This window comes from Ruegeria sp. CDSA033, from assembly GCF_059612305.1.
This window is the reverse complement of sequence record NZ_JBXWQI010000001.1, coordinates 427,227-454,173: the sequence shown is the minus strand read 5'-3', so window position 1 is coordinate 454,173 and position 26,947 is coordinate 427,227. Positions and strand designations below refer to the sequence as shown.

Sequence of the window (26,947 nt, the reverse complement as noted above, 5' to 3'; positions counted from 1 at the left end):
TCACTTCCCTGCAGAAATCCCTGCCTTTCCGAATCCTTAGCGCATAATGAAGGGGTTCGCCATCGGCTCTTGCGCGGTACTGATCCAGGTTGTCTTGGTTCTGGTGTAATCCAGTATCGCCTCAACGCCGGCCTCGCGGCCATAGCCCGATTGATTGAACCCGCCGAACGGCGCAATGGGTGAGATCGCGCGATAGGTGTTCACCCAGCAGATACCCGCCCTGATCCGCTTCGACACACGGTGCGCGCGCGCTAGGTTCTGCGTGAACACGCCCGACCCCAACCCGTAAGGGGTGCTGTTTGCCAACGCGATAGCCTCTTCTTCGGTATCGAATGGCAGCAAGGACATCACCGGCCCGAACAATTCGATTTTCAACGTTTCGGTTTCGGGGGACGCGCATTCTACCAAGGTGGGGTTCATGTAATTTCCGGGACGGTCGGCAGCTTTTCCCCCGAAGTGAATCGTCGCGCCCTGCCCTTGTGCCTTGCCCAGTGTGTCTTCAATTTTTTGCACCTGCGCCGCGGTACACAACGGACCAACATGCGTTTCCGGCTGCAAAGGATCACCCAACCGGATGGCGCTGGCCTTTTCAGCGATCCGCTCGACCAAGGGCCCAAGGATTGACCGATGCACCAGTCCGCGCGTTCCCGCCACGCAACTCTGACCGGATGCGCCGAAATTGCCTGCGATCAGGCCGTTTGCTGCACCGTCCAAATCGGCGTCCTCAAACACGAGGATCGGGGATTTGCCACCCAACTCCAATGACGTAACCGCAAAGTTCTCAGCCGAGTTTCGTACCACATGGCGGGCAGTTTCAGGCCCACCCGTAAAGGCAATTCGGTCGACATCCGGGTGGCGGGTCAGTGGGATCGCGCAGTTTTCGGCGTCACCGGTGATGACCGACACAACACCGGGCGGGAACCCGGCCTGTTCAATCAGCTTGGCGAATTCCAGCATGGGTGCGGGCGCGATTTCCGATGCTTTCAGCACCACGGAACACCCGGCAGCCAACGCCGGGCCCAGCTTGGTCGCGGTCAGGAACATCTGCGCATTCCACGGCACGATCGCGGCCACGACGCCAATCGGTTCTCGTGAGGTAAAGACATGCATGTCCGGCTTGTCGATGGGCAGGACCGTGCCTTCGACCTTGTCTGCCAGACCCGCATAGTAACGATAGTAGTCGGCCACATATCCGGTTTGCGCCGAGGTTTCCGCCAACAGCTTTCCGCTGTCGGTCGTCTCCAACTCACCCAGAAGCGTGGCGTTTTTCGCCACCAGATCGGCAAGGCGATACAGCAGCTTACCCCGCTGGGTCTGTGTCATATCCCGCCATTCCGGGTCATCCAAAACCCGTTTGGCAGCGGCGATGGCGCGCTCAACATCATGGGGCGAAGCGCACGCGAATGTGGCCCACCCCTGACCAGTGGCCGGGTTCTGTGACGTCATCACCTGCGAGGCTGATCCTTCGGTCCAGGCGCCGTCAATGAACAACTGAAAATGCGGTAAGTTTCCCATGGTGGTCCTCACTGAAATGCCGGCATCACGTCGTCGATGAATCGCGCCAAAGAGGCGCGCTTGCGTTCGTTGGTCATGCCGCTGTCGACCCAGAACGAAAACTCGTCATAACCCAGATCTTCATAGCGCTTGATCCTGTCGATCACCTGTTGCGCGGTCCCAACTGTCAGATCACGGCCCAATTTTTCTTTGGTATACATCGGGTTCGCATCCATCTCGGCCTCGGTAATCGGCTTGATCAAGCCCTGTTCAACCGGCCGTTTGTTCATGAACCATGCACCAAAGTAATTGTAGTAACGGCGCAGATTTTGCACGCCCTGCGCAACATCCTCGTCATCTTTGCCGACATAGGTGTGGTGCAACAGCATGATCTTGGGGCGCGGCCCCGCGTAGCTGTCACAGGCAACGTTGAACCGCCCCATCAGGGTCTCGATCTCTTCCATGCCCTGCCACAGCGGGGTGACCTGAATGTTGAATCCGTTGTGAACGCCGAATTCGTGGCTGTTAGGATCCCGCGCTGCGATCCAGATTGGCGGGCCGTCCTCCTGATATGGCTTCGGTGCCGAAGTTGCCGCCGGAAACTCATAGAACTCGCCTTCATGGGCACAATCGCCCTTCCAGATCTGAGGCAACAGCGGGGTGGACTCGCGCATGCGCTGCCCCGCCTCCCAAGCGTCCATTCCCGGCATCAGACGTTCGTATTCATAGGAATACGCACCGCGCGCGATCCCCAACTCGATACGCCCTTTCGTCATCTGATCCGCTGCGGCGGCCTCACCTGCCAGTTTGATCGGATGCCAGAACGGCGCAATTACCGTTCCGGTGCCCAACCGCACATTGCGCGTGTGATGCGCCAGATCGACCAGCGACAGAAACGGGTTGGGGGCAATGGTGAACTCCATCCCATGATGTTCACCTGTCCAAACTGCCCGCATGCCCCCGTCATCAGCCATCTTCACCAGGCTCACGAATTCATCATACAGAACATCGTGAGGCTGATCCGGGGTCAGACGTTCCACGTGGGCAAACAGTGAAAACTCCATCAAATGGCTCCTTTACCGAAACTGTGAATTTCGCCGCGTTCGGCGTCACCGAGATACAGCCCGAAAACGCCTTCGCGGGCTTCAAGGGCGTAGCGGGTCATCATGTGGTGCAAGCTATTGCTGGCGTAAGTCAGATCAGCCAGATCGCCGATATCTACCCATTCGGCATTTTCCACCGGGATGTTCTGAACGCAAGACGCCAGAAAGAACGTGTAGTGCAGGTTCGTTTCGGCATCGTTGAACGAAGAATAGACCTGTTCGATCTGCGCCTGAATGCCCCGATCGGAAAGGCCCTGTGCCAGCCTGTTGCGTTGCCCCCCGGGTTCCGCACCGGCGATTTGAACCGGGCGAAATGCGCCTTCGTAGCGTTCCAGAATAACTTTGCCATTTGCCGCAACAATCGCACCGCAGATTGTCGGAACCTGCGCGTCCATCTCACGCTCAAGTCCAAGACTGAAATACGACCCGTTCACATAACCCAGACCGTTTCCACCGATATGGTTGAACTCTGTGACACGACCAATCAGAACCGTGTGGTCGCCTGCGGGCAGCGCCTGATGCGTTTCACAACTGAACTGCGCCAGCGCTCCGTCGATCAGCGGCAAGCCATTGGCTCCGTCGCGATGCGCCACCCGACCAAATCGGTCGCCCTTGAAACTTGCGAAGGTATTCGAGACGCCCTGCTGCCCATCTGCCAGAACATTCACCGCAAAATGCGAGCATCCGGCAAAGGTATCGTGGCTGGACAGAAACTTGCCGGGGCAGACCAACAGCAAAGGCGGATCAAGCGACACGGACGTGAAGGAATTCGCCGTGAACCCGACCGGGTTTCCAGAGGTGTCGCGGGTCGTCACAACCGTTACACCGGTCATGAAGTTGCCAAATGCATCACGCAGGGCGCGGGTGTCAATCTCGGTCATGGCAGGCACCTCCGAACGAACTCAAGCAATTTGGCGTTAACGTCAACCGGGTGCGTCATGGGCATCATGTGGGCAGCATTTGGGATTATCTTTACCCGGCCATTTGTCACTTGCTGCGCCATGCCCTGCGACATGCCGGGTGTGGAATTTGGCTCATCCCCGCCCGTCATAAACAGTGCCGGGCAATTGATTTGCCCCAGTTGTGCGTCAGTCGGGCCATCGCTTTCGGCGAAGATGGTATAGGCCGCTTTGTATGCGCCCGGGTGGACATCTTTCAGCCAACGCGAACAGGCTTCGCCTTCTTCTGAAACCTGATCGCCGAACCAACGCTGCAAGGTCACGGTAGGATCGTTCATAGCCGCAGCATCCAGTGCCGCCGCGCGGGCCGTGACAGCCGCACACGCTTCGGGGGTTCGGCGGTAAATTGCGTTCAACGCGGCAATGCCTCTCACCTGATCATGCCCCGATGCCGCAATGTCCAAAGCAATCAACGCCCCCATGGAATGCCCAATCAGAACGGCAGGCTCGGTCAATCGGGCCGCGATCGGGTTGGCGTATCCATCCAGCCCAATAGCACCTTGGAACGGGGTTTCTCCGTGCCCAGGCATATCCGGACACAGAACACGATACCCGGCGGCAGACAACGCATCGATTTGCGCGCCCCAGGCTTCGGCCCGCAAGCCAACGCCATGGAGCAGAACCACAAGCGGGCCTTCACCTTCGTCTATCGCGGCGAGCCCGCCGACGTCAGACCGAGGCCGGGTTGTCCACGTCATGGCCCAGATCCTTCAAGTCCTGATAACGGTCGCCGATACGATGATGCGGACGGCCCGAGGTTGCTCCGCCCAAAACCACGACGATCTCATCTGCGCGCGGCGCGTCGGGGATGGCGAATTGCAGCGTCAGATAGTGTGACCGACGGCCGGCATCATTCTTGTCCATTAGCGGCACCATGATCGGTGTGTTCGCCGGACCCCGGGTGTTGGTAAATGAAAGATAGGATTTGGCGTCAACCGCCTGCCGGAAGATGTTCCCGAAATGTAACGTGTGGATCAGGCCCGAGGCATGCTCGACCTCTCCGTCCAGCCCCACAACCGCGGCCTTGCCATAAGCCTCAATCGCCTCACCGCTTCCGGCCAGCGCGATCATCCTGTCGGTCAGTTCTTGACCCAGGATTGGGCCATAGGCCAAAATTTCCGGCCGTAGATCTTCGACGAAACGTCCAGCCCAAGGGTTGGTAACAACCGCTGCCACGGCGAACATGCGCCACGGCCGTTCGGCTTTGCGATATCCTTCGATCAGAACTACTTCGTCGAAGGTCACTATTTTACGAATTTCCGGCTGCACGTTATCCCCCAATCTTGAGTACGAGAAATATCTTTGATTGGCCGGCACTTTGACAAACGAAAGAAGTTGGGTCTTAGGTATTAACAAAGCTACTAGGTCGGTTGCACATGCCCAAAACACTACCACCCCTTACATGGTTCAGGTCGTTCGAGGCTGCGGCCCGAAGGCTGAGCTCAACCGCTGCGGCGGATGAAATCGGATTGACCCAATCCGCCGTAAGCCAGCAAATCAGGTCGCTGGAATCCCGGCTTGGCGTCGTCCTGTTTCATCGGCATCCGCGTGGTCTTTCATTGACGGATGAAGGGCGAAAGCTGCTGCCGCAAGTCGAAGCCGCACTGCAATTGCTGCAATCCGCCGCCTCTCCGTATTTGGCAGAGGAACGGGCCAAGCACGTCACTATTGCGGCGTCGATCAGTATCATCGAATGGTTAATCTCTCCGGCTCTTCCGCGGTTCCGTGAGCAAAACCCAGATACGTCCATCCGCTTTGTCAGCACGATCTGGCCCGATGAATACTCGGCCCTGCGCGCCGATGTCGAAATCCGGTTCGGGTCGGAAAAACAGGTCGGACGGGATGCAAAACCGTTACAGCCGAATGACCTGATCGCGATAAAAGCACCCGGCTTGGTTGGCGCTTTTCAGGACTTGCCGTTGATCGAGGCCGTGGGAACGTCGGACAACTGGTCTACTTGGGCGGAAGTCACCGGTCATAAAATCCATACCCCGGCTTATTATGTCGATTCATACGGGCTCGCCTTGCAATTGGCGGCTTCCGGGAACGGCGTGGCCTTGGTGAATGCACTTATCGCCGATCACGCTCTGCAGATCGGACAGGTCGCGCGTGCCTTCGATGAGACCGCCCCGGCGGCCGAAGGGTACTTTCTGGCCGTGCAGCGCGCATCACCCGAGGTTGACGCCTTTGTATCATGGTTTTCACAATTGGTTCCCGGCTCGGCACACCAAAGGGTCTGATTCAGACACACCAATGTCGCATCTGAGGATATCACTGAGCAGGAAAATAGTGAATTCTGGCAAAAAAGGTCCGATTCATGCGATATTCAGGCTTTCGAGTCATCAAAGAGGCGCTTACCGGCCACAAAGGGTGGAAACCGGTCTGGCGTGACCCCGAACCCAAAGCTCATTACGACATTATCGTCATAGGCGGTGGTGGTCATGGGCTGGCAACTGCCCATTATCTGTCCAAGGTCTACGGTCATCGAAATGTCGCGGTTGTAGAAAAGGGCTGGATCGGCGGAGGCAATGTCGGGCGGAACACGACGATCGTTCGCTCGAACTACATGCTGGACGGGAATGAGCCGTTCTATGAATTCTCGATGAAACTGTGGGAAGGGCTTGAACAAGACCTGAACTACAACGCCATGATGAGCCAGCGCGGAATACTCAACTTGTTCCACACGGATGGTCAGCGCGACGCTTATACGCGGCGCGGCAATGCGATGATCCTGCACGGTGCAGATGCAGAATTGCTGGATGCCGATCAGGTACGCAAAGAACACCCCTATCTGAATTTCGACGACGCGCGTTTCCCGATCAAAGGCGGTCTGGCCCAGCGGCGGGGCGGCACCGCGCGCCATGATGCGGTGGCCTGGGGCTTTGCCCGGTCCGCGGACAGCCACGGTGTCGACATCATCCAGAATTGCGAAGTCACTGGTCTGCGTATCGAGAACGGCAAATGCCTGGGCGTCGAGACCTCAAAGGGCTTTATCGGGGCTAACAAAGTCGGGTGCGCTGTTGCCGGTAACTCGGGCCGGGTGATGAGCATGGCAGGCATGCGCCTACCGATCGAAAGCCACGTGTTGCAGGCCTTTGTGTCCGAGGGTCTAAAGCCGGTTCTGCCCGGCGTCATCACCTATGGGGCCGGACATTTCTATGTCAGCCAGTCCGACAAAGGCGGGCTGGTCTTTGGCGGCGACATCGACGGTTACAACACCTATGCGCAACGCGGGAATCTGCCGGTGGTCGAGGATGTCTGCGAAGGCGGCGTCTCGTTGATGCCGATGATCGGACGCGCCCGTCTGCTGCGTATGTGGGGCGGTGTTATGGACATGTCGATGGATGGCTCGCCCTTCATCGACCGCACACCGGTTGAGGGGCTCTATTTCAACGGCGGATGGTGTTACGGCGGGTTCAAGGCGACCCCGGCGTCCGGTTACTGTTTTGCGCATCTGTTGGCGAAGGACGAACCGCACTCTACCGCTACGGCCTATCGCTTCGACCGGTTCCGCACGGGCCGGATGATCGACGAAAAGGGCGTGGGCAACCAGCCCAACCTGCACTGAGGGGAGCACGAGAATGATTATCAACCATCCCCTTCTGGGCCCGCGCGACGCATCTGAATTCACCTATCTGGGCGACGCGTCACTGATTAACCGCCCGGACTGGCAGGCCGAAAACGCGGCGGACGCGTTCTATGAATACGGCTATCTGCGCGACAATCCCGCAGGCGAGCATCAAGAACTGTGGTATCATGAGGCTGGCGACCGGTCTTGGCTGGTCGTTACCCGCGACACCACCACTCATGAGATTTCCAAGGTAGAACTGGCCCGCGATGTGGCCCGCGCGCGGGGGCGATCCAAATGACGCAATCCAACAGACTGAGCGGTGGCCAAATCGACCGCAACACCACAGTGAACTTCCGGTTCGACAACCGCAACTATACCGCCCATCCCGGCGATACGCTGGCCTCGGCTTTGCTGGCCAATGACGTGCGGTTGATCGGACGCTCGTTCAAGTATCACCGCCCGCGCGGCCTGCTGACTGCCGGATCCGAGGAACCGAATGGCATTGTCGAGCTGCGCTCCGGCAACCGGCAGGAACCCAACACACGGGCCACAACGACCGAGATGTTTGACGGGCTTGAGGCGCAATCGCAGAACCGGTGGCCCAGCCTGAAATTCGATGCGCTTGGCGTAAACGACCTGTTCTCGAATTTCCTGTCCGCCGGGTTTTACTACAAGACCTTCATGTGGCCGGCTGCTTTTTGGGAAAAAGTTTATGAGCCGATCATCCGTCGCGCTGCCGGCCTTGGCTCATTGTCGATGGAGGCTGACCCCGACGAATATGACAAAGGGTTCCGCCACTGTGACCTGCTGATCATTGGCGCAGGCCCATCGGGCTTGATGGCAGCCCTGACCGCAGGACGCGCGGGTGCGGACGTTATTCTGGCTGATGAGGATTTTCGGTTCGGCGGACGTCTGAACAGCGAGACATTCTCGGTTGGCGATCAAAGCGCTAGCGACTGGGCCGCGCAGGCTGTCGCCGAACTGTCAAGTATGCCCAACGTCCGGCTGATGGCCAGAACCACTGTCATCGGCGCCTTCGACCACGGCATCTACGGCGCTGTTGAACGCACCGGAGATCACGTGGCCACCCTGCCCGCCGGTAAGCCACGCCAGATCCTCTGGCGCATTTTTACCAAAAAGGCATTGCTGTGTGCGGGGTCGACTGAACGCCCCATCGCGTTCGAAAACAACGACCGCCCCGGCATCATGATGGCCAGTGCCTTACGAACCTATGCCAATCGGTTCGCGGCCACAGCGTCTCAGCGCGTGGCGATCTTTACCAACAACGACGACGGCCACCGCACCGCCGCCGATCTGTATGCCAAGGGCGTTCACATTTGCGCCGTTGTCGACGTGCGTGAGGATGCTCCGGTCAACTACGATTACGAAGTCCTGAGCGGCGCGCAGGTTGTGAATACCAAGGGACGCCTTGGTCTGACCTTTGTCGAAGTTGCCCTGCCCGACGGCTCGACCCGCACGCTGGAATGCGGCGCGCTGGGCGTTTCGGGGGGGTGGAACCCGAATGTGCACCTGACCTGCCATCAGCGCGGGCGTCCAGTCTGGAACAACGACCTGGCCGCCTTTGTGCCCGGCTCAAATCTGCCTGTCGGGCTATCGGTGGCGGGTGCGGCGAACGGGGTGATGTCCACCCATGGCGCATTGCAATCCGGTGCCGAAGCTGCTGCTGCAGCGCTGGAGTTGAGCGATGCTCGGCCCGACCTGCCAGAGGCCGAGGATACACCAATCGCGCAGAAACCGTTCTGGTATGTCGAAGGCTGCAAACGCGCATGGCTGGACCAGCAAAATGACGTGACCGTCAAGGACGTCAAACTCAGCTATCAGGAAGGGTTCCGGTCAGTTGAACACCTGAAACGCTATACCACCCTTGGCATGGCGACTGATCAGGGCAAGACCTCGAACATCAGCGCATTGGCGATCATGGCCGAGGTGGCCGGAAAGACGATCCCCGAAACAGGAACAACCATTTTCCGCCCGCCCTACACGCCTGTTCCGATCAGCACTTTCGCCGGTCGGATGAAGGGACAAGAATTCCACCCCACGCGCCTGACGCCCTCGCATTATTGGGCCAAGGAACGGGGCGCTGTGTTTGTCGAGGTCGGCAACTGGCTGCGCGCGCAATGGTTCCCCCTTCCGGGTGAGACTCATTGGCGTGAATCAGTGGACCGTGAAGTGCGCCAGACCCGCGCGTCCGTCGGGGTGTGCGACTGTACGACACTTGGAAAAATCGACGTGCAGGGCGCGGACGCGGCTGATTTCCTGAACCGCGTCTACGCGAACGGTTTCGCCAAGCTTCCCGTGGGAAAAACCCGCTATGGCCTGATGCTTCGCGAAGACGGCATGGTGATGGATGATGGCACAGCCGCGCGTCTGGCCGAGGATCATTTTGTCGTCACAACGACCACGGCCAACGCGGTAAATGTCTATCGTCACATGGAATTTGTGCGCCAATGCCTGTTCCCGGATATGGATGTGCAGCTGATCTCGACCACCGAATCCTGGGCGCAATATGCTGTCGCTGGTCCCAATTCGCGCAAGCTGCTGCAAAAGATCGTCGACCCTGAATTCGACATTTCAAACGAGGCATTTCCGTTCATGGGCTGTGGCAACATTACGGTCTGCGGCGGGTTGCGCGCGCGGCTGTTCCGGATATCATTCTCGGGAGAGTTGGCGTTCGAAATCGCGGTACCCTCACGCTATGGCGATGCGCTGATGCGGCGTCTGATGACCGAGGGTGAAGAATTTGAGGTTGTCCCTTACGGCACCGAAGCGCTGGGCGTCATGCGGATCGAAAAGGGCCACGCGGCCGGCAACGAGCTGAACGGCACCACAACGGCATTGAATCTTGGATTGGGTAAGATGGTGTCGAAAAAGAAAGACAGCATCGGATCGACCCTGTCCGAACGAGAGGCCTTGGTAGAACCGGATGTCCTGCGGCTGGTCGGGATCAAACCGGTATCGCCCGAAGAGAAAGTCACCGCTGGTGGCCATTTGATGAACACGACCGGCCCGGTGGATGCCGCGCACGATCAGGGCTATGTCACTTCGGCTGCGTATTCGCCTATTCTGAACAGCAATATCGGGCTGGGTCTTTTGAAGGATGGCGCAAACCGGATGGGCGAGAAAATGCGCCTCGTGTCCCCATTGACCGATCTGACCGTCGAGGTCGAAATCGTATCGGCCCATTTCGTTGACCCCGAAGGAGAGCGTCTGCGTGCATGATCTAGTTGCAATAACCGCATTGGGCGGGTCCGAACCGCAGGTCGACACTGTTGGCGGGGTTACGTGCCGGGAAGTTCCGGGCGCCGCGCTGGCATCCGTCGCCGCGCGGATGGGACAGGAATCCAAAGCCAGCAAAGCCCTGGCAAAACTGATCGGTGCCCCTGCACCTGGCATCGGCCAACATGCCGGTGACACTGTCACTGCCTTTTGGGCCGGTCCGGATCAGTGGATGATCGAGGCGCCTTTTGACACGCACGAAGAGCTTACTGATCAAGTGAAGTCCGCTTTGGGCGATACCGCGTCGGTGACAGAACAGACCGACGGTTGGACACGGTTCGACCTGAATGGGGGTCAAATACCAGCAGTGCTGGAGCTGTTGTGCATGCTGGATCTCCGTAAAATGGACGCGGGCAGCGTCGCCCGTTGCTCAATTCACCACGTTGGCTGCTTTGTTCTCTGTCGGTCAGATGAAGCGTTCAGCATTTATGGCCCCCGCTCATCCGCCGGGTCGTTGCATCATGCCATCGTCACTGCAATGCGGTCGGCGTTGTAAGGCCACGTCAGACTGACGGCAGCGGCGCGTTACCTTCGACACGGAAGCGGTTGATTCTGCGACGGTCTTCGCTGGGGCTTAGCCCAAAGGCCGACCGATAATGCGTCACAAGCGGCGCCACTGATCCATACCCGATTGCAGCCGCGATATCTGCGATCGGGTCCTTGGTATAGACCACCATCTGCCGCGCCGCCTTCATGCGCATGGCGCGATAATAGTGGCTGGGGCTTTGGCCTGTCGCCTGCTTAAAGGCGCGTTCCACCTGGCGTGGCGTGACCCCGATTTGCTGTGCGGCCTCTGCGATGGAAATCGGATCGCTCATATGACCGGCGAACAGGTCGACGCAGCGCGACACCAACGGCGGAAGGCTGTCGCCAGTTTCCGGCGCAGTCGTGGTGGGAACCTGTTGCCGCACACCTGCCCCGCGCATCATGGGATGTTGAAACCAGCAGGCGACCTCATGCGCGACGTCGCCGCCCAGCCGATCCTCGATCAGATGCAGGGCCAGATCGAACCCGGCAGCAGCACCGGCTGCGGTGTAGCGCGTGGCCGTTTTCACGATCACCTCGCTACGCGAGTCGACTTCGGGAAACTCAGCCAGAAATGCGGCCTCATAGCACCAATGGACGGAAACAGGTTGCCCCCCCATCACCCCGGACCGGACCAATGGGAAAACCCCACCGCTAATCCCGCCCAAAACGGTGCCATGCCGTCCGAGACTGCGCAGAGCACCGTTGCCAACGGTTGTGTTGTCAAAGCCGGACGTTGGGCTGCTGAGAAGGAACAAAATGTCGATATCCTTGCAGTCGGCCAAAGACCTCTCGGCCTCGAACCGGACACCTGCGCTGGATTGTACTTTCTGTTGACGCTCGGACAGCAGGGACCAGCAGAACGCCTCTTGCCCGGCGATTTCATTGGCCGCCCGCAACGGCTCGATCACCGAGGTCAGGCAAGCCATGGGAAAGCCGTCGAACAGCAAAAAGCCGATTTTGATTCTGTCTTCATTGCGCATAAGGCTGTTCTAACAAGATTTCCGCAACTGCCCTATGCGAAGTTCATGCCCACCGGATCAAGCCGATGATCGCCGAGGCCGCATAGAACCCCTGCAACAACAGGAACGTCCAGCGGCGATCAATCACGGCCCAGGCCGCAAACAGGCCCGAGGACAGTAACAACAGGGCAAATCCGAACAGCTCGGCCCCCGTATTTGAAGCGATCAACAAGGCATAGGCCATGGCCAGAACCGATCCGATGATTTCGAATACGGTCGTCAGACCGCGCCGGTCACCGGTTTTGACTTGATCCGTCATAGCTCAACCCTTTCTCGGCAGGAGATTGATCAGCGGCGCGGGTGTCTGTTTGGGCTGATCTTTAATCGGGAAATGACCGCAGTTTTTCGGCAACTTGTGAACGACGGGAACCTGATCGGTGACCGACCTGTCATGCACCGGATTCCAAGGTCGTTCAGACTGACCAAGACCCGCCAAATCGAACAAGTGTACCCTGTTGCCCGCCGCTGCCCGTACAGGCGGCACGTCGCGCTGGATGTAAGATATTGGGCTGTGGATCAAAACCACCGGATCGCCTTCCCCATGGGTTCCGGAGACCATCCGCAGGGTTTTGATCACCGTGTGGTCCGGGATGAGATGCGGCATGCGAATGCTCCTGAGCTTTGGATTTCCTTACCAGTAGTTCAACACTGGTGCGTGACACAAATGAATGATATTCATGGCTCAATTAAAAACTGTCATGGTTTCACAAATGACCGACCGATTGGAAATTGACGCCCTGCGCGCCCTTCTGGCCATCGCATCCCATGGCGGCGTAACGCGCGCGGCCGAGCATCTAGCACTGTCGCAATCGGCAGTCAGCCACAAAATCCGACGGTTAGAGCAAGCCCTGGACTGCGATCTGCTGGCGCGCCGACCCGGTGGCCCTCTGTTCACGGATACTGGTCTGCGCCTGTGCGACTATGCCCGCCGAATATGTGCCCTACACGATGAGGCTCTGGCCAGTTTGGGCAAGAAACCCTTGGCCGGCGCACTCCGGCTGGGCATGACCGAGGACACAGCAACCAGCGACATTGCCCGCATATTGGGTCGTTTCACACGGCTTTATCCGGACGTACAGGTTCGAACACGCACCAGTCAAAGTCTCAACGTGCAAGAATGGTTGAAGGCCGGAGAGTTGGATGTCGCCGTCATGCAAATCTTTCGGCACGATGCGCGGCCAGATGACCTGATCCTGTTCGAGGACACTCTGCACTGGGTAAAATCACCGGATTTCCAACTGGATACGACAGCACCTGTTCCCTTTCTGTCCTTCGACAGCCAATGTTTCTATCGCAAATGGGGCTTCGGAGATGGGCAGCTGCAAGGGCATCGCTTCGACAACGTATTAGAATGCCCAAGCGCCACTGGCATTCAGTCGGCCGTGCGGTCCGGTTTGGGCGTCGCCCTGTTGAATGGAATGCATGTCACACCGGACATCGAGGTGATCAACGGCGTGTTCCCCGATCCCCCGACCATCGTTTTTGTCGCGCGTATGCATGTCAAACGCCGAAACCCTGCCGCGATGGCGCTGGTACAAGAGATCAACCGCGAGGTTGAAAGCGCCAACCCTTTGAAAGTGGTCAGCTGAGTATTTGTACCGGAAGAACATAAACAACGACCTCCACGATGGACAGGATTTCCGTCGACCTCTGCGGATTGGAGGGCGGGTTTGGCGAAGGAACCTAAGACCAAGAGGTAGGACGATCAGCTCCTCAGGTCAGGTCTGATCAATTGCGCGGTCCCGTTTCTGCAACGCGCGGATACGCATCCGCTGGGCCGCATGAACATGGGCGCGCATCGCCAGCTCGGCTGCGTCGCCGTCGCGAGCCTGCAAGGCTTCCATCACACGGCGATGCTCACCCACGGCATCGTCTGCGCGCTGACCATCCAGCATTTGGGATGGACCCAATATCAACAGCGCCTTTTGCAGCGATAACATCGACTTTGTGAGAAAGCGGTTTTTGGCGGCATCCAATAGCGTGGCGTGGAAAACACGGTTCAACTGGGCGGCCACCGGACCGGTGCCAGCCTCGGCAAGGCGATTGTTCAGAACGTTCAGTTCGTCCAGTTCCACATCCGAAGCCGCGCGTGCCGCCAACCGTGCCGCCGTGCCTTCAAGTACGGCGCGCATTTCATACAGTTCCATAACTTCCGAATAGCTCAGGCTGCGAACCGTTGCGCCCAACCTAGGGACATGCGTCACCAACCCATCCGTTTCGAGTTGCCGTATCGCTTCACGCACAGGTGTTCGGCTGACACCCAATCTTTCGGACAGCTCGATCTCTCTGAGCCGGTCACCAGGCAACAAAACGCCCTCGCGAATTTCATCTAGCAAACGCTGATAAGCGGAATTCCCCTGCGGGCCGGCCTGATTAGGATCTTCTTGAGTTTTCATCGTTCTCAATCTTGCATATCGGGTTTCTTTGTATACATTTGGATACATGTCTTAGTCAACGAAATCGGACACAATCCTTGACCGCCCCAAGCCTTCATTTGTCGCCGCTGATGCAACGGTCAGTCACGTTGATATTGGCTATGTTGGGAACTGCAGTTTTTTGGGCGTTGAACCTGCCGCTGCCCTTTCTGTTCGGGCCGATGTCTGCGTGTTTGATTGCAGCTTTGGCACACGCACCCATGCGGGATTTCGGGCAAATCTCAGTCGCGTCCAGAACCATTCTTGGCGTCGCCGTCGGGGCGTCGATCACACCCAGTCTGTTCGCAGATCTTCCAAAGATGGCGGCGTCCCTTTTGCTGATACCAGTTTTTATCCTGCTGATTGCAATGGTTGGCGTGCCGTTCTTTCGCAAATTCTGGGGCTTTGACGACAAAACTGCGTTTTTTGCCGCCATGCCGGGCGGGTTTCAGGACATGGTTATCTTTGGGGCTGAAGCCGGTGCCAATCCGCGAACCCTGTCTCTGATCCACGGGACGCGCGTGTTGATTATCGTCACCCTTGCCCCTTTATTTCTGACCTTGTTTTACGATGCCGAACTGACCAACCCAGTGGGCGAACCTGCCTCGGCCCTACCCTTGCATGAACTGATACTCATGGCGGTCGCAGCTTTTGTCGGCTGGAAAGGTGGAGAGAAGATCGGGCTTTTCGGTGCTTCGATTCTTGGGCCATTAATCCTGACAGCGGCCTTGTCGCTTGGGGATTTCATCCATACCCGCCCCCCGCGCGAGGCGATCCTGTTCGCCCAGTTCTTCATCGGCTGTGGGATCGGCGTCAAGTTCGTCGGTGTCACCTGGTCTGAGCTTAAACGCGTCGTGGCGGCTGGCTTCACCTATGTGATCTTGCTGGCCGTTCTGGCCGCTGCTTTCACGGCAGTGGTCACGGCGCTTGGGCTTGGCCAGCCGGTCGAAGCCTTTCTGGCCTTTGCACCCGGAGGTCAGGCAGAGATGACGGTGCTGGCCATCGTTTCGGGGGCGGATTTGGGATATGTGGTCACGCACCACCTGGCGCGCATTGTCGTCGTTATCATCGGCGCGCCAATCGCGGCCAACCTACTTCTGCGGTGGTCGAAATCCAGGGATTGACGGATTCACGTCCAAGCGCGGCTGGATGAATGTTGATTGGGGATTGTGGCGGAGAGACAGGGATTCGAACCCTGGAGACGGTCTCCCGCCTACACACTTTCCAGGCGTGCGCCTTCGACCACTCGGCCACCTCTCCGTGCCGGCGTTATTTGAACTATCGCCGGGGGATTTGCAAGGCCCCATTGAGGTGAAATTTCACCTGAAATCGAAAGCCTTCAAAGGCAATTAAATCTCGTCCCCGTCACCATCAGCCAAATCGGCCTCAGTCATCGCGACTGGTTTTGTGGATGGCTTTGTGGTCGGTGTTTCCTGGGGTTTCTTGCTGGGTTGGGCTTCGCCGCCCTGCAACGCCTCGGGATTGCGCAACCAGAGATCGCGCTGTGCAAACGGGATTTCGATCCCCTCGTCGACAAAGCGCTGGTTGATCTCGTGGTTCATGTCGGATTTGACTGACAGCACCCAGTTCACATCGCGCAGGATGGCCCGGATTTCAAAGTCCAGCGAATCTGCGCCAAACCCCTGGAACACCACACTTGGGGCTGGATTCGCCAGAACCATCGGGTGTGAATTCGCGATTTCGCCCAGAATCTTCTCCACCATTCGGGTATCAGTCCCATAGGCGACACCGACCGGTACAATCACCCGCCCGATCGTATTGCCGCGTGTATAGTTCGTGACAACGCCGCTGATCAGATCCGAGTTCGGAACGATCACATCCGTGCGGTCAAACGTCTCGATCCGCGTGGACCGGACGGAAATATCACGGACGTACCCCATCATCCCATTCACGTCGATCCAATCCCCTTTCGAGATTGGGCGTTCGACCAAAAGGATAATGCCCGACACAAAATTCGACACGATGGTCTGCAGACCAAAGCCGATCCCCACCGACAACGCACCGGCAACAATTGCCAGCGATGACAGGTTGAAACCGGCAATCGTTATCGCAACCAGCGCGGCCAGGAAAATACCGACATACCCGGTGCCTGAAACAATCGCGTTTTGCCCGCCTGGATCAATACTGGTCTTTGGCAGCAGCGAATTGCGCAGCCCACTTTGCAGCATCCGGGTAAGGCCATAGCCGACGGCAAATATGACAAGGAAGGTAAAGAAGTTGCTGGGCGCGATCGTTACGCCGCCGATATCGAACCCCTGCAGCAGGCGCGACCAGACCTCTAGCAGGTCGGTTTTACGGGCGCCCCAATAAAGCGCGAGGACCGGCATAGCCAGAATGGCCATTGCAAAGCCGATGAGAACCGAAAACAGCGAGTCCTTGGCCTTATCGCCCTGCCCGCCGAGCCATCCGTAAACAGACGTCAGGAACCGTTGGACGATGACCAGCGCGGCAATAAGAACCAACGACCGCACGGCCGGGAAAACGATTGCCTCAGCCGCATTCGTATACCCCAGCATTGCCAATATCGGGCTGGCGATACCCAGGAAGAACAAAGCGCGTCGAATGAACTCCACCAGCTGGCTGAACCCGGCAGCGCGGGCCGTTGCAGACGGCTCATCTGCATCGACCGGGACATCAACACTGCGGACGCGACGGACGCGCAAAAGAATCAAAGCTGTTGCGACGATGACCGGAAAGACGACGACGGCGCGCGTCGCATCCGAAATATTTTCGATCTGATCGAACAGGTTCACCAGTTCGTGCAGGATCAGGAGCCCGGCAAGAAAATCGAGGTAGACGCGTAACTCGGTGACTTTTTGCCGGGACAGTTTTTTGAAACCTTGCGCCGCTTGCAGCACATAAACCTGTCGGCCAATCCAGTCATAATACAGGATGATCGCGGCCCAATAGGGCACGTTCTGCATCAACAGCGTGCCGCGCAGCCCCAGAACGCCTGTCATCACAACCGCCTGAACCAGAAGCCAGACGCCGAACCAAGGAAGGATAATGCGCAGCAACGAGGTCAGGAACGTCCATACGCCACTTCCCTGTCCTCCCAAAGCTCGCATACGTTCGCCGGCGGCTTCGGACCAGCGCTTGCCGTAAAGCAGCAGAACACCTGCGACGAGCACCAAGGCCAGAATGCCCAGCCCACGGGACCGCAAACGTTCATGCACCACGTCGGTTTTCAGGTTCCGCCGCGCTTCGTTGAACAACGCTTGCGCAGCTTCGTTCACATCAACCCAGGCCGGCCGCCAGTGGGTGGGGTTCATTGGCGACGGGCCACGCTCCAAAAGCTCTTTCTTCTGACGGTCCCGCAATAACTTGTCTATCTCGGATATCAGACCATTTGATCGGCTGAATGCCTCTTCTGAGATGATCTGTGGTACGCGCAAACTGTTCAGCTGCTCGTTTAGGTGCTCTCGTAGTGTGGCAATGTCTTCCGGTTCGGTGGCGTCGCCTTCGGGCGCAGCACCAAGAGCCTTGATCTGATTTTCAAGCGTCTGGATGCGTTCGGTATTTGCACCGCGTGCCCGATTGAAATCGTCCCGGTATTCGTTGATCTCGGCGCGCAGGTTTTCGAGCGAAGCGTTCGACGCGCGATCGGCCTCGATCACCGTCTCGGCGCGGTCCGCCGTTTTGACCCAGCCCTGATAATACTCGCTTTGACGATCTGTAAGCTGCGCGGCAGCGGGGCCGCAAAGTATCGCAAAACATACCGCAACAAGGGTCAGGAACAGGCGAGCACGCCGCAGCATCACACGTCCTCAAAAACGCCGGGGATACTGCGTGGAGCTTCGGTCATCCAGTCCGGGACAGGCAATTCCTTTTCGCGCAGGAAGTCCGGGTTGAACAGCTTGGACTGATAGCGAGTTCCATAGTCACACAGGATGGTCACAATGGTGTGGCCCGGCCCCAGATCTTTGGCCAGACGCACCGCACCAGCCATGTTAATGGCGGTTGAGCCGCCCATGACCAGGCCTTCATCGCGCAGCAGATCAAAGATGTAAGGCAGCGCCTCGTTGTCCGTCATCTGATACGCAAAGTCAGGTTTGAACCCCTCAAGGTTCTTGGTGATACGCACCTGACCGATGCCCTCGGCGATCGAGCCGCCCTCCATCGCGATTTCGCCGGTGGTGTAATACGAATACAGCCCAGCCCCCATCGGATCGACCAGACCGATCTTGACGCCTTTGGGCTGCAACGCATCGGCCACGCCCGCCAGCGTTCCACCCGAACCTACGGCACAGACGAAACCGTCGACCTTGCCGTCGGTCTGTTCCCAGATTTCAGGACCCGTAGTTTCCACGTGCGCCTGACGGTTTGCAACGTTGTCAAACTGGTTGGCCCAGATCGCGCCGTTGGGCTCAGTCTGCGCCAGTTCTTCGGCCAGACGACGGGAATAGTGGACGAAATTGTTGGGGTTGCGGTACGGTGCCGCTGGAACCTGAACCAGCTGAGCACCTGCTAGTCGCAGCATGTCCTTTTTCTCTTCGGACTGCGTTTCCGGGATGACGATGACGGTCTTGAACCCCATCGACGCACCAACAAGGGCCAGACCGATCCCGGTGTTACCCGCCGTACCTTCGACAATGGTGCCGCCCGGTTTCAGGTCGCCACGCGCAATTGCATCGCGGATGATGTAGAGCGCCGCACGATCCTTGACCGACTGGCCGGGGTTCATGAATTCGGCCTTGCCGAGAATCTCGCACCCGGTCTCTTCGCTGATGCGACGCAGGCGGATCAGCGGGGTTTTTCCGACTGCGTCGGCAAGGTCTCGTGCAATGCGCATGGCGCCCTCATTTCATTTCGGATCAACGCAGATTTACCTGTGGTGCGCGATGACCACAAGCGGCGAAAATCATCCGCGCAAGCGCTCACGGTGACGTGCAAGCCAATGGGCCACCGCCAAAAGCGGCAAATCCTTGAACCCATGACTGTCGACTCTGCCCATGAAATCACTGAAAGGCAGGATCTGGGTTCGGATATCCTCACCTTCCGTGGCCAACCCGCCATCTTTGATGGTCTTGGTCAGATCAGCCAGCCCGACATAAAGGTATAGATATTCAGTCGATGAACCGCTGGAGGAATACGCGCCGCCTGCATATTCCAGCCGGTTCAGCGCAATCTGGGCTTCTTCTTCAGCCTCGCGCAGGGCCGCCTGTTCCGGCGTTTCGCCTGGGTCGATCATCCCGGCGACCGGCTCCCACATCCAGGGTTCAGGATCTTCAGCCAGAAAGATCGGTGCCCTGAATTGTTCGACCAACAGCACCGTGTCGCGCACAGGATCATATGGCAGGACGATCACGGCGCTGCCCTGCATCAGGCTGCTGCGGTTCAGAACTTTGCCCATCGAGCCATCGTACTGGCGATGCTGCAACGCGACTTCTTCCATCCCGAAATAATTGACATAGGCCGGTTTGCGGTCGTGCACGATGACGTCATTGGCAGTGTCTCGTGCATCACCTGTCGTACGTTGACGCGCAGCCAGCTTTGCCCATGCACGCGTCCGGATCGACGGAAAGCTGCGCGCAATCTGTCCCGCATCGACCTTGCCGTAAAACCCCATAACCTCTTGCGCGGCGAGCATTGTCATCGCGCCCCACTCATCCAACCAACCCTGCAGGGACCAAAGGCCGCCGCGATTCCAAAGCCCCGGCTCTGGATAGAACACAAGGGCTTGCGCATTCGACCCGTCGGCCAGATCAACTGTCTGCGCCCGCAGGTCGTAATCAAAGCCACCCTCGTAGAAGACCAAACGGTTCTGATCTTCCTCACTCAATCCCCGGAGCAATAACCCTTTGGCCAGACTGCCTTCCTCATGAACAATCATGGGAAAGGCCTGATCCTGCACGCTATGGACTGCATGATCTTTCAGAGTGGCTTGGGCAAATTCAAGTTTGGACGCTGGACGTCCCAAGACAAGCTCCAGCAAAGGCAAGTGCCGCAGCGTGCCATAAAAGAACAGATCTGACACTGTTGGGTTCTTTCGTACTTTAAGTTGTTAGCTCACCGCCACCGGCGGGCTGCTTCCTCGGTGACCAGCCCAGTGATCAGAGCCCCAATGACCAAAGTCCACAAGATTTCGGGCACCACAAGTTGCTGACCATATTCAACACCGATTTTAAAGATAGAGATCAGCGCCTCGAACGGGCCGTCATACCGATGGCGCATTGCCAAGCGGAGCATTTCGTTTACACCCTGAACAAACAGGCCCCAGAACACCAGCGCCGCCATTCCGGTCAAGCCGTTGTTGATTGCGGCAGTCCAGCCACGGCCAGCACGCTTGCCCATGATCCACCAACCGCAAATCACGCCCAACGCCATGTTTACGTAGGTAAACATACCGTAGTTCTTACCTTCATCACCGTTTTCGATGATCATACTCGAAACCAAGAACGCCACGATCAAAAGGCATAAGCCAGAAACAAGCTTGGGGGCAGTGGGCATTTCTGAAGTCCGTTCCTTAACTCGGTTTCGCTATAGTGATCTGTGTCACATCGCAATTACCGGTGTCAAAGGCTGCTCCGCAGGCGGTCAAATAATAATTCCACATGCGGCGAAAACGCTCGTCAAAGCCCATTTCCGAGATTTCGTCCCACTTGCCGTTGAACGTGTCATACCAGCGGCGCAGGGTCAGATCATAGCTTTTACCGAATTCTTTCGAATTGACGACTTTCAAACCCGCCTGAGCAACTTGTTCCTTCAAAATGGAAGGCGCCGGAAGCATGCCGCCCGGGAAAATATATTTCTGAATGAAATCAATACCGTTACGATATACATCCCATCTATGATCCGCGACGGTGATAATTTGCAACGTCGCTTGCGCCCCGGGTTTTAATCGCTCACGCACAGTGTCGAAATACACAGGCCAGTACTTTTGACCTACCGCTTCGAACATCTCGATCGATGCGATTCCGTCATACTGACCACGCTCATCCCGGTAATCCTGCAATTTGAATTCAACCAAATTCGAAAGCCCAGCACTTTCAATACGCTGCCTCGCAAACTTCAACTGCTCTTGACTGATCGTCAGACCTGTGACCCGCAGGCCACGCTCTTTCGCAGCGTATTCAGCAAAGCCGCCCCAGCCACAGCCAATCTCAAGAATATGATCTCCGGGTTTTGCCCCCATTTCATCGACCATGCTGGCATATTTTGCGGTTTGCGCCTTTTCCAGACTTTCCTGCCCTGTTTCGAACAGTGCGCTGGAATAGGTCATCGTGTCATCAAGCCACAAACGATAGAAATCATTGCCCAGATCATAATGGTACGAGATGTTCTTTTTGGCCTGTGTCCGGTTATTGCGGTGCAACCAGAACCGTAACCGCTCATACATCTGCACAAGGACTTTGCCGGTGAAATCGTCGTAGACCGTTTCATTACCCATATGCACCAGATCCATAAAGGATCGCAGGTCCGGCGTGCTCCAGTCACCTTCCAAATATGCGTCGGAAAAACCAAGTTCACCTTCGCGGACCAGGCGGGCAAAAACGTCTGGATTGTGGATATCCACACGCGCAACCGGCCCGGGTTTGGTGCCCTCGGTTCGGAAGACACGACCATCCGGCAGTCCGATGTCCAATCGGCCAGACTGCATCCGGCTAACCATTTTGAATACTTGCGCAAAGTATCTGGGCAGGTCTTTCTGCCCCTCGGTGGTCATCAAAGTCATCCGCTCTCCTCTGTGCGGCCGCGCAAACAGGCTAGGCCGAGTTTGTGTTTGTGGCAAGTTTTCAATTCGTTACTGGTTTTTTCGGCCCTCATAGGCCGCCAATGCACGCGCCCGACCGGTTGCCAAAGTGACAACGGGTTGCGGGTATGGGTCCAATGGGCTGAGGTTCCATGACTTCGGAACCGCATCAAAATACGCCAGTGCTGTTGTTGGTGGATTGCTCTGCCCCTCAGCAACCCATTGCCGAACGAAGTCCGATTGCGGATCGAACTTTTCCTGCTGTGTTTGCGGATTGAAGATGCGAAAGAATGGCGAGGCATCCGGCCCCGACCCTGCAACCCATTGCCAGCCCATCGCGTTTGCCGCCGGATCCCAGTCGACCAGGCAATCCGCAAACCAATCCATGCCAATCTTCCAATGGGTCATCAGATGCTTGGTCAGATAACTCGCCACGATCATCCGGGCCCGATTGTGCATCCGCCCTGTCACATACATCTGCCGTAACCCCGCATCGACGCCCGGAACGCCGGTTTTCGCCTGCTTCCAGGCGAGAACTTCGGGCTGGCCCGCATCAGTGTTCCAGGGAAATCTATCCCACTCCGGCTTCCAATTACCGCTGAGCAAGGATGGAGTGTGATACATCAGGTGATAAGCAAACTCGCGCCAGACCAATTGGCGCAAATAGGGTTCGCCCCCCTGAACTCCCGTCATCCCGGCCCGCTGAACTGCGTGCCAGACACTGCGCGGGCCTATTTCACCTAAAGACAGATATTCGGACAGGTTGGATGTTCCGTCCAAGTCCATACGATCCCGGTGATCTGAATAGTCGGGGATGCGGTCCAGAAATTGATGCAACGCCTCAAAAGCTGCGGTTTCGCCCGGTCGGACATGGGGTGTGACCACGGATGCTCCGCGGCGCATCTGCGCGCCCAGATGCCAATCCTCAAGGTTTTCAGAAACGGGCCACATCGCGGGCGGTATGAGATGAGACACAGCGTTGTTTGGGGCCGGAACATCCCGGCTGCGCACTGAACGCCACATTGGAGTGAACACACGGAACGGCTGCCCTGTTTTCGTCGCCACTGTCCAAGGTTCGAACAAAAGATGGCCGGCGAAGGATTTAACCGTGATACTCTGGTCGGTCAGAGCCGTCTTGATTTTCGTATCTCTGGCAATGGCGTCAGGGTCATATGCGCGAGTCCAAAACACATCGCTTGCACCAGTTTCGACGACAAGCTGCTGCAATACGATCAGCGCATCCCCATGCCGCAGGATCAGGCGGCTGCCAGCCTGTTCTAGCGCCTGGGCAAAAGCCTTTAGGCCCAATCCAAGACGCCATTTCGGCGCTGCGCCCAAAGCCTGGACCGTGTGGTCCAGAATGAAAACTGGTATGATCGGTCGCCCACTCTCAACCGCGGCGCTCAGTGCAGGGTGATCCGACAGGCGCAAATCCCGTCGGAACCACATTATGATCGGTGACCGCTGCTGTTCCATGTCCGCCCTGCTCTTTTCTTCTTTCTTCGGTTACGAAGCAGCAGGGGAATTGGATCACAAAACGTCGTCTAGTGCATTCAAAAGCTGATCAATTTCCTGTTGAGACGTATAGTGCGTGAAACTGACCCGCAGCACGCCCTGATCCGGATCAACCCCCATCGCGGTCAACGGGCGCACGGCATAGAAATTACCTCCGCCGGCCATAACACCATATCCAGTCAGATCGGCGGCAACCTCTTCGGCATTGCGGTTCAACGCCAGGGCCACAGTCGGCGCGCGGCGGCTGGCATCGGATGTTCCGATCAGGCGAACGGCGTTGCGGTCTTTGACCGCATCCAGAACCGGTTGCAGCAATGCGATCTCGTGCGAGCGCATCAGATCATGGGCGAATGAACCACGCTCGGCCGCTTCGCCGGTTGGCCCGCTATGATGGTCGCACAGCAGATCAATATAGTCCGCCATGCCCGCGCTGGCCGCAATCTGGGCATGGTCCGGCCCCGCCGGAGTAAACCGTTGGTACAGCACGTCGCCGTTGAAGTAGTGCCCCTGGTTCGGCAACATTTCCCCTAGCGTACGCCGGATGACCATACAACCCTGATGCGGCCCATATGTTTTGTAGGCCGAAAACAGATAGATATCCGGCCCCAGATCACCCACATTCGGAAACCCGTGTGGTGCGTAGGATACGCCGTCAACGCATACAAATGCCCCCGCCGCATGGGCAATCGCGGTAATCTCGGTAACCGGGTTGATCTCTCCGATCACGTTCGAGCAATGGGGAAAACACACCAGACGCACGTTTTCATCCAATAGGTTTTCCAGATCCATCGGATTCAACGACCCGGTTTCGGGATCAATCTGCCATTCGCGGATTTCGATCCCCTCGTCCGCTAGCCGCCGCCACGGGCCTGAATTTGCCTCATGATCCTGATTGGTGACAATGATGGCCTCACCCGGTTGCATCCATTGGCGGAAAGCTTGCGCCAGGACATAGGTGTTCTGCGTAGTCGAAGGGCCAAAGCTCAGCTCATCCGTCTCGACGCCCAATATGGCTGCCATGCGTGCCCGGGCTTCGTCCATTTCCTCGCCGGCAAGACGGCTGGCCTCATAGGGTGCATAGGGTTGCACTTTGCGCTGGGTATAATACCGCGTCAGGCGGTCGAGAACCGGCTTGCAAGTGTATGACCCACCAGCGGTTTCGAAGAATACCTGCCCTTGCAGGCTGGGCTCGGAAAAGGCCGGAAACTGTGACCGGACAAAATTGATATCCAGAGTGCTCATGGCACGTCTCTCCTTGATCATGCGCGTTCATTCAAGAGGTGTCCGAGCATGATTTCGAAACCCTCAGAAATCATGGCAGGTCTTCCAGCCCAGTCCGCGCGATAGGCGCAGACAGCCCCCGCTACCGGTCCGGCGCGGGAACGGGGTCAAATTGCAAGGACTGAGATGGTTCGTCAAGCGTTCAGGTTTGCTAAACGCGCACAAAAAAGCCGGGCATCCAAACCCGGCTTTTAAGCAAACTGTAAAGCGGTTTAGCCCTGAACTTTGGTGTAGGTCCCCTCACCGGCCAAAATGCCCCGGAACCCGCCCGGTTCGTCCAGCCCGAAGACAATCAACGGCAGATTGTTGTCGCGCGCCAGTGCAATGGCCGACGCGTCCATGACCCGCAGGCGTTTGGCCAGAACATCATCATAGCTGACGGTGTCGTACCGCACGGCATCCGCGTGTTCCTTGGGGTCCTTGTCATAAACACCATCGACGCCATTCTTACCCATGAAGATCGCCTGACACGCCATTTCGTTGGCGCGCAGGGTCGCGGCGGTGTCGGTGGTGAAATACGGGTTTCCGGTTCCGGCGGCAAAGATACAGACCCGTTTTTTCTCAAGGTGGCGCACGGCGCGACGGCGAATGTAAGGCTCGCAAACCTCATCCATGCGGATGGCCGAGATGACCCGCGTGAAAACGCCGATCTCTTCCAGCGCGGACTGCATTCCCAGCGCGTTCATGACCGTTGCCAACATGCCCATGTAATCAGCCGTGGTCCGTTCCATCCCCTGTGCCGATCCGCTGAGACCGCGGAAGATATTACCGCCGCCAATCACCATGCAGATTTCGACGCCCAGATCGTGCACCGATTTGATCTCTTGCGCGATGCGCTGAACTGTGGGCGGATGCAGGCCGAACCCCTGATCGCCCATAAGCGCCTCGCCCGAGATTTTCAGCATTACGCGATCATACCTTGCCTTTGTGGTTTCGGCGGTGTCGGTGGTCGGGGAAATGGTCATGTTGCGCTCCGGGCTGGCACGGGTTTATTTTCAGGCGCAAAATGAAGCAAAACCGCCGCAGGTTCAATGCGATTGGTAAGGAATGAGGCAGTCCGAGATGACCGAACCCGCAAGATCGCAGATATTGGACCGCCTGCCCCCCATTCCTAATGGGAAACCTGTGCTGATTGCAGGCCCTACCGCCTCTGGAAAGTCCGCCCTTGCCTTGTTGATCGCCGAGCAGTTCGGCGGCGTCATCGTGAATGCCGATGCCAGCCAGGTCTACGATTGCTGGCGCGTGATTTCCGCCCGCCCGTCTGCTGAAGAGGAAGCCCGCGCGCCGCATCTTCTGTATGGACATATCTCATATGACCAAGACTACTCCACCGGCCATTGGCTGCGCGAAGTGAAACCACTGCTGACCGGCGGCGCACGCCCCATCATTGTTGGGGGCACCGGCCTGTATTTTTCTGCGCTGACCGAAGGTATGGCCGATATTCCACCTACACCGTCCGAAATCCGGGCCGAGGCGGACAGCCTGACCTTGCAGACTCTGATCGCGGGTGTGGATGCGCAAACACTGGCCCGGATCGACACACAAAACCGCGCCCGTGTTCAGCGGGCATGGGAAGTGTACAACGCCACTGGTCGAAACCTCAGTGACTGGCAAGACGCAACACCGCCCCCTGTTCTGGACGTGAAGAACACAGTGCCCATCGTTTTTGACGTAGATAAACAATGGCTTTTGGATCGCATCACGCGCCGCTTTGACCTGATGTTGGACACTGGTGCATTGACCGAGGTTGAGAGGATGCGGGACCGCTATGATCCGTCGCTTCCGGCATTCAAGGCCATCGGAGTACCCGAGTTGATGGCCTATATCGACGGCACCATGACGTTGGATGAAGCCCGCGAACGGGCCACGATTTCGACCCGCCAATTTGCCAAACGACAGCGCACCTGGTTTCGCGCCCGCATGAAAAGCTGGAATCGGATCGATTTATCAAAGTGATACCTTCCGCGATTGAAGTCGCTGCCATCGCTACTACCGGTGCAATTAACTCGCGGCGAATCCGCAGTCTCGAAACTAAGTTTGCTGGAGGATTCT

At 57.6% G+C, this 26,947-nt stretch carries 25 protein-coding genes and 1 tRNA gene; 8 read left to right on the top strand and 18 right to left on the bottom strand.

The annotated features are described in order from the left end of the window. Positions 1–36: 36 nt before the first annotated feature. The 5 genes from AC2FLA_RS02260 to AC2FLA_RS02240 are packed head-to-tail and all read right to left on the bottom strand — an operon-like array spanning position 37 to position 4,825. Positions 37–1,515, bottom strand: coding sequence for an aldehyde dehydrogenase (locus AC2FLA_RS02260; RefSeq protein WP_496720168.1), 1,479 nt, complete (start codon positions 1,513–1,515; stop codon positions 37–39). Positions 1,516–1,523: 8 nt separating this feature from the next. Continuing rightward, positions 1,524–2,558, bottom strand: a complete 1,035-nt coding sequence (locus AC2FLA_RS02255; RefSeq protein WP_496720166.1) for an LLM class flavin-dependent oxidoreductase — start codon at positions 2,556–2,558, stop codon at positions 1,524–1,526. After that, positions 2,558–3,478 carry a flavin reductase family protein gene (locus AC2FLA_RS02250; protein ID WP_496720164.1) on the bottom strand — a complete coding sequence of 307 codons (921 nt, stop codon included), beginning with the start codon at positions 3,476–3,478 and terminating at the stop codon, positions 2,558–2,560. Before AC2FLA_RS02250 ends, AC2FLA_RS02255 begins: the two co-directional genes overlap by 1 nt. After that, positions 3,475–4,254: an alpha/beta fold hydrolase gene (locus AC2FLA_RS02245; protein WP_496720161.1), complete on the bottom strand. Its 780-nt coding sequence runs from the start codon at positions 4,252–4,254 to the stop codon at positions 3,475–3,477. Before AC2FLA_RS02245 ends, AC2FLA_RS02250 begins: the two co-directional genes overlap by 4 nt. Beyond that, positions 4,226–4,825: an amino acid synthesis family protein gene (locus AC2FLA_RS02240; protein ID WP_496720159.1), complete on the bottom strand. Its 600-nt coding sequence runs from the start codon at positions 4,823–4,825 to the stop codon at positions 4,226–4,228. Before AC2FLA_RS02240 ends, AC2FLA_RS02245 begins: the two co-directional genes overlap by 29 nt. Before the next feature lie 107 nt (positions 4,826–4,932). Between AC2FLA_RS02240 and AC2FLA_RS02235 the strand changes: the two genes are divergently transcribed. The 5 genes from AC2FLA_RS02235 (at position 4,933) to AC2FLA_RS02215 (ending at position 10,920) form a co-directional block, all read left to right on the top strand. Beyond that, entirely contained in the window at positions 4,933–5,796 is an 864-nt protein-coding gene (locus AC2FLA_RS02235) for a LysR family transcriptional regulator (RefSeq protein ID WP_496720157.1), read from the top strand. A 77-nt stretch (positions 5,797–5,873) separates the two neighbouring features. Beyond that, the gene (locus tag AC2FLA_RS02230) at positions 5,874–7,124 is read left to right on the top strand and encodes a sarcosine oxidase subunit beta family protein (protein ID WP_496720155.1); all 1,251 of its coding nucleotides are present in this window, start codon (positions 5,874–5,876) and stop codon (positions 7,122–7,124) included. Between the two features lie 13 nt (positions 7,125–7,137). After that, positions 7,138–7,425 (top strand): sarcosine oxidase subunit delta, encoded by a 288-nt coding sequence (locus AC2FLA_RS02225; protein WP_496720153.1) that lies wholly within the window; start codon positions 7,138–7,140, stop codon positions 7,423–7,425. Then, positions 7,422–10,367 carry a sarcosine oxidase subunit alpha family protein gene (locus AC2FLA_RS02220; RefSeq protein WP_496720151.1) on the top strand — a complete coding sequence of 982 codons (2,946 nt, stop codon included), beginning with the start codon at positions 7,422–7,424 and terminating at the stop codon, positions 10,365–10,367. The genes AC2FLA_RS02225 and AC2FLA_RS02220 overlap by 4 nt, the downstream gene beginning before the upstream one ends. Continuing rightward, entirely contained in the window at positions 10,360–10,920 is a 561-nt protein-coding gene (locus AC2FLA_RS02215) for a sarcosine oxidase subunit gamma (protein ID WP_496720149.1), read from the top strand. The genes AC2FLA_RS02220 and AC2FLA_RS02215 overlap by 8 nt, the downstream gene beginning before the upstream one ends. A 7-nt stretch (positions 10,921–10,927) precedes the next feature. Here the strand turns inward: AC2FLA_RS02215 and AC2FLA_RS02210 are convergent, their stop codons facing one another. The 3 genes from AC2FLA_RS02210 to AC2FLA_RS02200 are packed head-to-tail and all read right to left on the bottom strand — an operon-like array spanning position 10,928 to position 12,575. Continuing rightward, positions 10,928–11,932, bottom strand: coding sequence for a GlxA family transcriptional regulator (locus AC2FLA_RS02210; RefSeq protein WP_496720147.1), 1,005 nt, complete (start codon positions 11,930–11,932; stop codon positions 10,928–10,930). Positions 11,933–11,975: 43 nt separating this feature from the next. Beyond that, entirely contained in the window at positions 11,976–12,230 is a 255-nt protein-coding gene (locus tag AC2FLA_RS02205) for a hypothetical protein (protein ID WP_496720145.1), read from the bottom strand. A gap of 3 nt (positions 12,231–12,233) precedes the next feature. Continuing rightward, complete coding sequence (locus AC2FLA_RS02200; RefSeq protein ID WP_496720144.1) at positions 12,234–12,575, bottom strand: hypothetical protein; 342 nt, start codon at positions 12,573–12,575, stop codon at positions 12,234–12,236. Between the two features lie 106 nt (positions 12,576–12,681). On the opposite strand from AC2FLA_RS02200, the gene AC2FLA_RS02195 reads away from it, so the two are divergent. After that, positions 12,682–13,560 (top strand): LysR family transcriptional regulator, encoded by an 879-nt coding sequence (locus AC2FLA_RS02195; RefSeq protein ID WP_496720142.1) that lies wholly within the window; start codon positions 12,682–12,684, stop codon positions 13,558–13,560. Between the two features lie 129 nt (positions 13,561–13,689). Here AC2FLA_RS02195 and AC2FLA_RS02190 read toward each other — a convergent pair whose 3' ends face one another. Beyond that, the gene (locus AC2FLA_RS02190) at positions 13,690–14,367 is read right to left on the bottom strand and encodes a GntR family transcriptional regulator (protein ID WP_496720140.1); all 678 of its coding nucleotides are present in this window, start codon (positions 14,365–14,367) and stop codon (positions 13,690–13,692) included. 140 nt (positions 14,368–14,507) lie between these two features. Between AC2FLA_RS02190 and AC2FLA_RS02185 the strand changes: the two genes are divergently transcribed. Further along, positions 14,508–15,509, top strand: coding sequence for an AbrB family transcriptional regulator (locus AC2FLA_RS02185; RefSeq protein ID WP_496720138.1), 1,002 nt, complete (start codon positions 14,508–14,510; stop codon positions 15,507–15,509). A gap of 46 nt (positions 15,510–15,555) precedes the next feature. Here the strand turns inward: AC2FLA_RS02185 and AC2FLA_RS02180 are convergent. From AC2FLA_RS02180 to pyrH, 9 genes are all read right to left on the bottom strand, one after another. Continuing rightward, positions 15,556–15,645, bottom strand: a tRNA-Ser gene (locus AC2FLA_RS02180). A gap of 89 nt (positions 15,646–15,734) precedes the next feature. Next, the gene (locus AC2FLA_RS02175; RefSeq protein WP_496720136.1) at positions 15,735–18,164 is read right to left on the bottom strand and encodes a DUF3772 domain-containing protein; all 2,430 of its coding nucleotides are present in this window, start codon (positions 18,162–18,164) and stop codon (positions 15,735–15,737) included. Then, the gene (locus tag AC2FLA_RS02170; protein WP_108858796.1) at positions 18,164–19,198 is read right to left on the bottom strand and encodes a cysteine synthase A; all 1,035 of its coding nucleotides are present in this window, start codon (positions 19,196–19,198) and stop codon (positions 18,164–18,166) included. The genes AC2FLA_RS02175 and AC2FLA_RS02170 overlap by 1 nt, the downstream gene beginning before the upstream one ends. Before the next feature lie 69 nt (positions 19,199–19,267). Further along, positions 19,268–20,383, bottom strand: coding sequence for an NUDIX domain-containing protein (locus AC2FLA_RS02165; RefSeq protein WP_496720134.1), 1,116 nt, complete (start codon positions 20,381–20,383; stop codon positions 19,268–19,270). A gap of 32 nt (positions 20,384–20,415) precedes the next feature. Continuing rightward, on the bottom strand, positions 20,416–20,856 hold the full coding sequence (locus AC2FLA_RS02160) for a TrgA family protein (protein WP_496720132.1): 441 nt from the start codon (positions 20,854–20,856) through the stop codon (positions 20,416–20,418). Between the two features lie 16 nt (positions 20,857–20,872). Next, positions 20,873–22,081 carry a class I SAM-dependent methyltransferase gene (locus tag AC2FLA_RS02155; protein ID WP_496720130.1) on the bottom strand — a complete coding sequence of 403 codons (1,209 nt, stop codon included), beginning with the start codon at positions 22,079–22,081 and terminating at the stop codon, positions 20,873–20,875. A gap of 69 nt (positions 22,082–22,150) precedes the next feature. Next, positions 22,151–23,575, bottom strand: coding sequence for a cryptochrome/photolyase family protein (locus AC2FLA_RS02150; RefSeq protein ID WP_496720128.1), 1,425 nt, complete (start codon positions 23,573–23,575; stop codon positions 22,151–22,153). Between the two features lie 54 nt (positions 23,576–23,629). Continuing rightward, complete coding sequence (locus AC2FLA_RS02145) at positions 23,630–24,856, bottom strand: aminotransferase class V-fold PLP-dependent enzyme (RefSeq protein WP_496720126.1); 1,227 nt, start codon at positions 24,854–24,856, stop codon at positions 23,630–23,632. A 251-nt stretch (positions 24,857–25,107) separates the two neighbouring features. Then, the gene (pyrH, locus tag AC2FLA_RS02140) at positions 25,108–25,860 is read right to left on the bottom strand and encodes a UMP kinase (protein ID WP_058273777.1); all 753 of its coding nucleotides are present in this window, start codon (positions 25,858–25,860) and stop codon (positions 25,108–25,110) included. Between the two features lie 97 nt (positions 25,861–25,957). Here pyrH and miaA point away from each other — a divergent pair, with 97 nt between their 5' ends. Next, positions 25,958–26,851, top strand: coding sequence for a tRNA (adenosine(37)-N6)-dimethylallyltransferase MiaA (gene miaA, locus AC2FLA_RS02135; RefSeq protein WP_496720123.1), 894 nt, complete (start codon positions 25,958–25,960; stop codon positions 26,849–26,851). Positions 26,852–26,947 lie beyond the last annotated feature (96 nt).

Coding starts and splice junctions, on each gene's coding strand:
- AC2FLA_RS02260 (WP_496720168.1), bottom strand. CDS start 1,515: ATGGGAAACTTACCGCATTTTCAGTTGTTCATTGACGGCGCCTGGACC.
- AC2FLA_RS02255 (WP_496720166.1), bottom strand. CDS start 2,558: ATGGAGTTTTCACTGTTTGCCCACGTGGAACGTCTGACCCCGGATCAG.
- AC2FLA_RS02250 (WP_496720164.1), bottom strand. CDS start 3,478: ATGACCGAGATTGACACCCGCGCCCTGCGTGATGCATTTGGCAACTTC.
- AC2FLA_RS02245 (WP_496720161.1), bottom strand. CDS start 4,254: ATGACGTGGACAACCCGGCCTCGGTCTGACGTCGGCGGGCTCGCCGCG.
- AC2FLA_RS02235 (WP_496720157.1), top strand. CDS start 4,933: ATGCCCAAAACACTACCACCCCTTACATGGTTCAGGTCGTTCGAGGCT.
- AC2FLA_RS02230 (WP_496720155.1), top strand. CDS start 5,874: ATGCGATATTCAGGCTTTCGAGTCATCAAAGAGGCGCTTACCGGCCAC.
- AC2FLA_RS02225 (WP_496720153.1), top strand. CDS start 7,138: ATGATTATCAACCATCCCCTTCTGGGCCCGCGCGACGCATCTGAATTC.
- AC2FLA_RS02220 (WP_496720151.1), top strand. CDS start 7,422: ATGACGCAATCCAACAGACTGAGCGGTGGCCAAATCGACCGCAACACC.
- AC2FLA_RS02210 (WP_496720147.1), bottom strand. CDS start 11,932: ATGCGCAATGAAGACAGAATCAAAATCGGCTTTTTGCTGTTCGACGGC.
- AC2FLA_RS02205 (WP_496720145.1), bottom strand. CDS start 12,230: ATGACGGATCAAGTCAAAACCGGTGACCGGCGCGGTCTGACGACCGTA.
- AC2FLA_RS02200 (WP_496720144.1), bottom strand. CDS start 12,575: ATGCCGCATCTCATCCCGGACCACACGGTGATCAAAACCCTGCGGATG.
- AC2FLA_RS02195 (WP_496720142.1), top strand. CDS start 12,682: ATGACCGACCGATTGGAAATTGACGCCCTGCGCGCCCTTCTGGCCATC.
- AC2FLA_RS02190 (WP_496720140.1), bottom strand. CDS start 14,367: ATGAAAACTCAAGAAGATCCTAATCAGGCCGGCCCGCAGGGGAATTCC.
- AC2FLA_RS02185 (WP_496720138.1), top strand. CDS start 14,508: ATGTTGGGAACTGCAGTTTTTTGGGCGTTGAACCTGCCGCTGCCCTTT.
- AC2FLA_RS02175 (WP_496720136.1), bottom strand. CDS start 18,164: ATGCTGCGGCGTGCTCGCCTGTTCCTGACCCTTGTTGCGGTATGTTTT.
- AC2FLA_RS02170 (WP_108858796.1), bottom strand. CDS start 19,198: ATGCGCATTGCACGAGACCTTGCCGACGCAGTCGGAAAAACCCCGCTG.
- AC2FLA_RS02160 (WP_496720132.1), bottom strand. CDS start 20,856: ATGCCCACTGCCCCCAAGCTTGTTTCTGGCTTATGCCTTTTGATCGTG.
- AC2FLA_RS02155 (WP_496720130.1), bottom strand. CDS start 22,081: ATGACTTTGATGACCACCGAGGGGCAGAAAGACCTGCCCAGATACTTT.
- AC2FLA_RS02150 (WP_496720128.1), bottom strand. CDS start 23,575: ATGGAACAGCAGCGGTCACCGATCATAATGTGGTTCCGACGGGATTTG.
- AC2FLA_RS02145 (WP_496720126.1), bottom strand. CDS start 24,856: ATGAGCACTCTGGATATCAATTTTGTCCGGTCACAGTTTCCGGCCTTT.
- pyrH (WP_058273777.1), bottom strand. CDS start 25,860: ATGACCATTTCCCCGACCACCGACACCGCCGAAACCACAAAGGCAAGG.
- miaA (WP_496720123.1), top strand. CDS start 25,958: ATGACCGAACCCGCAAGATCGCAGATATTGGACCGCCTGCCCCCCATT.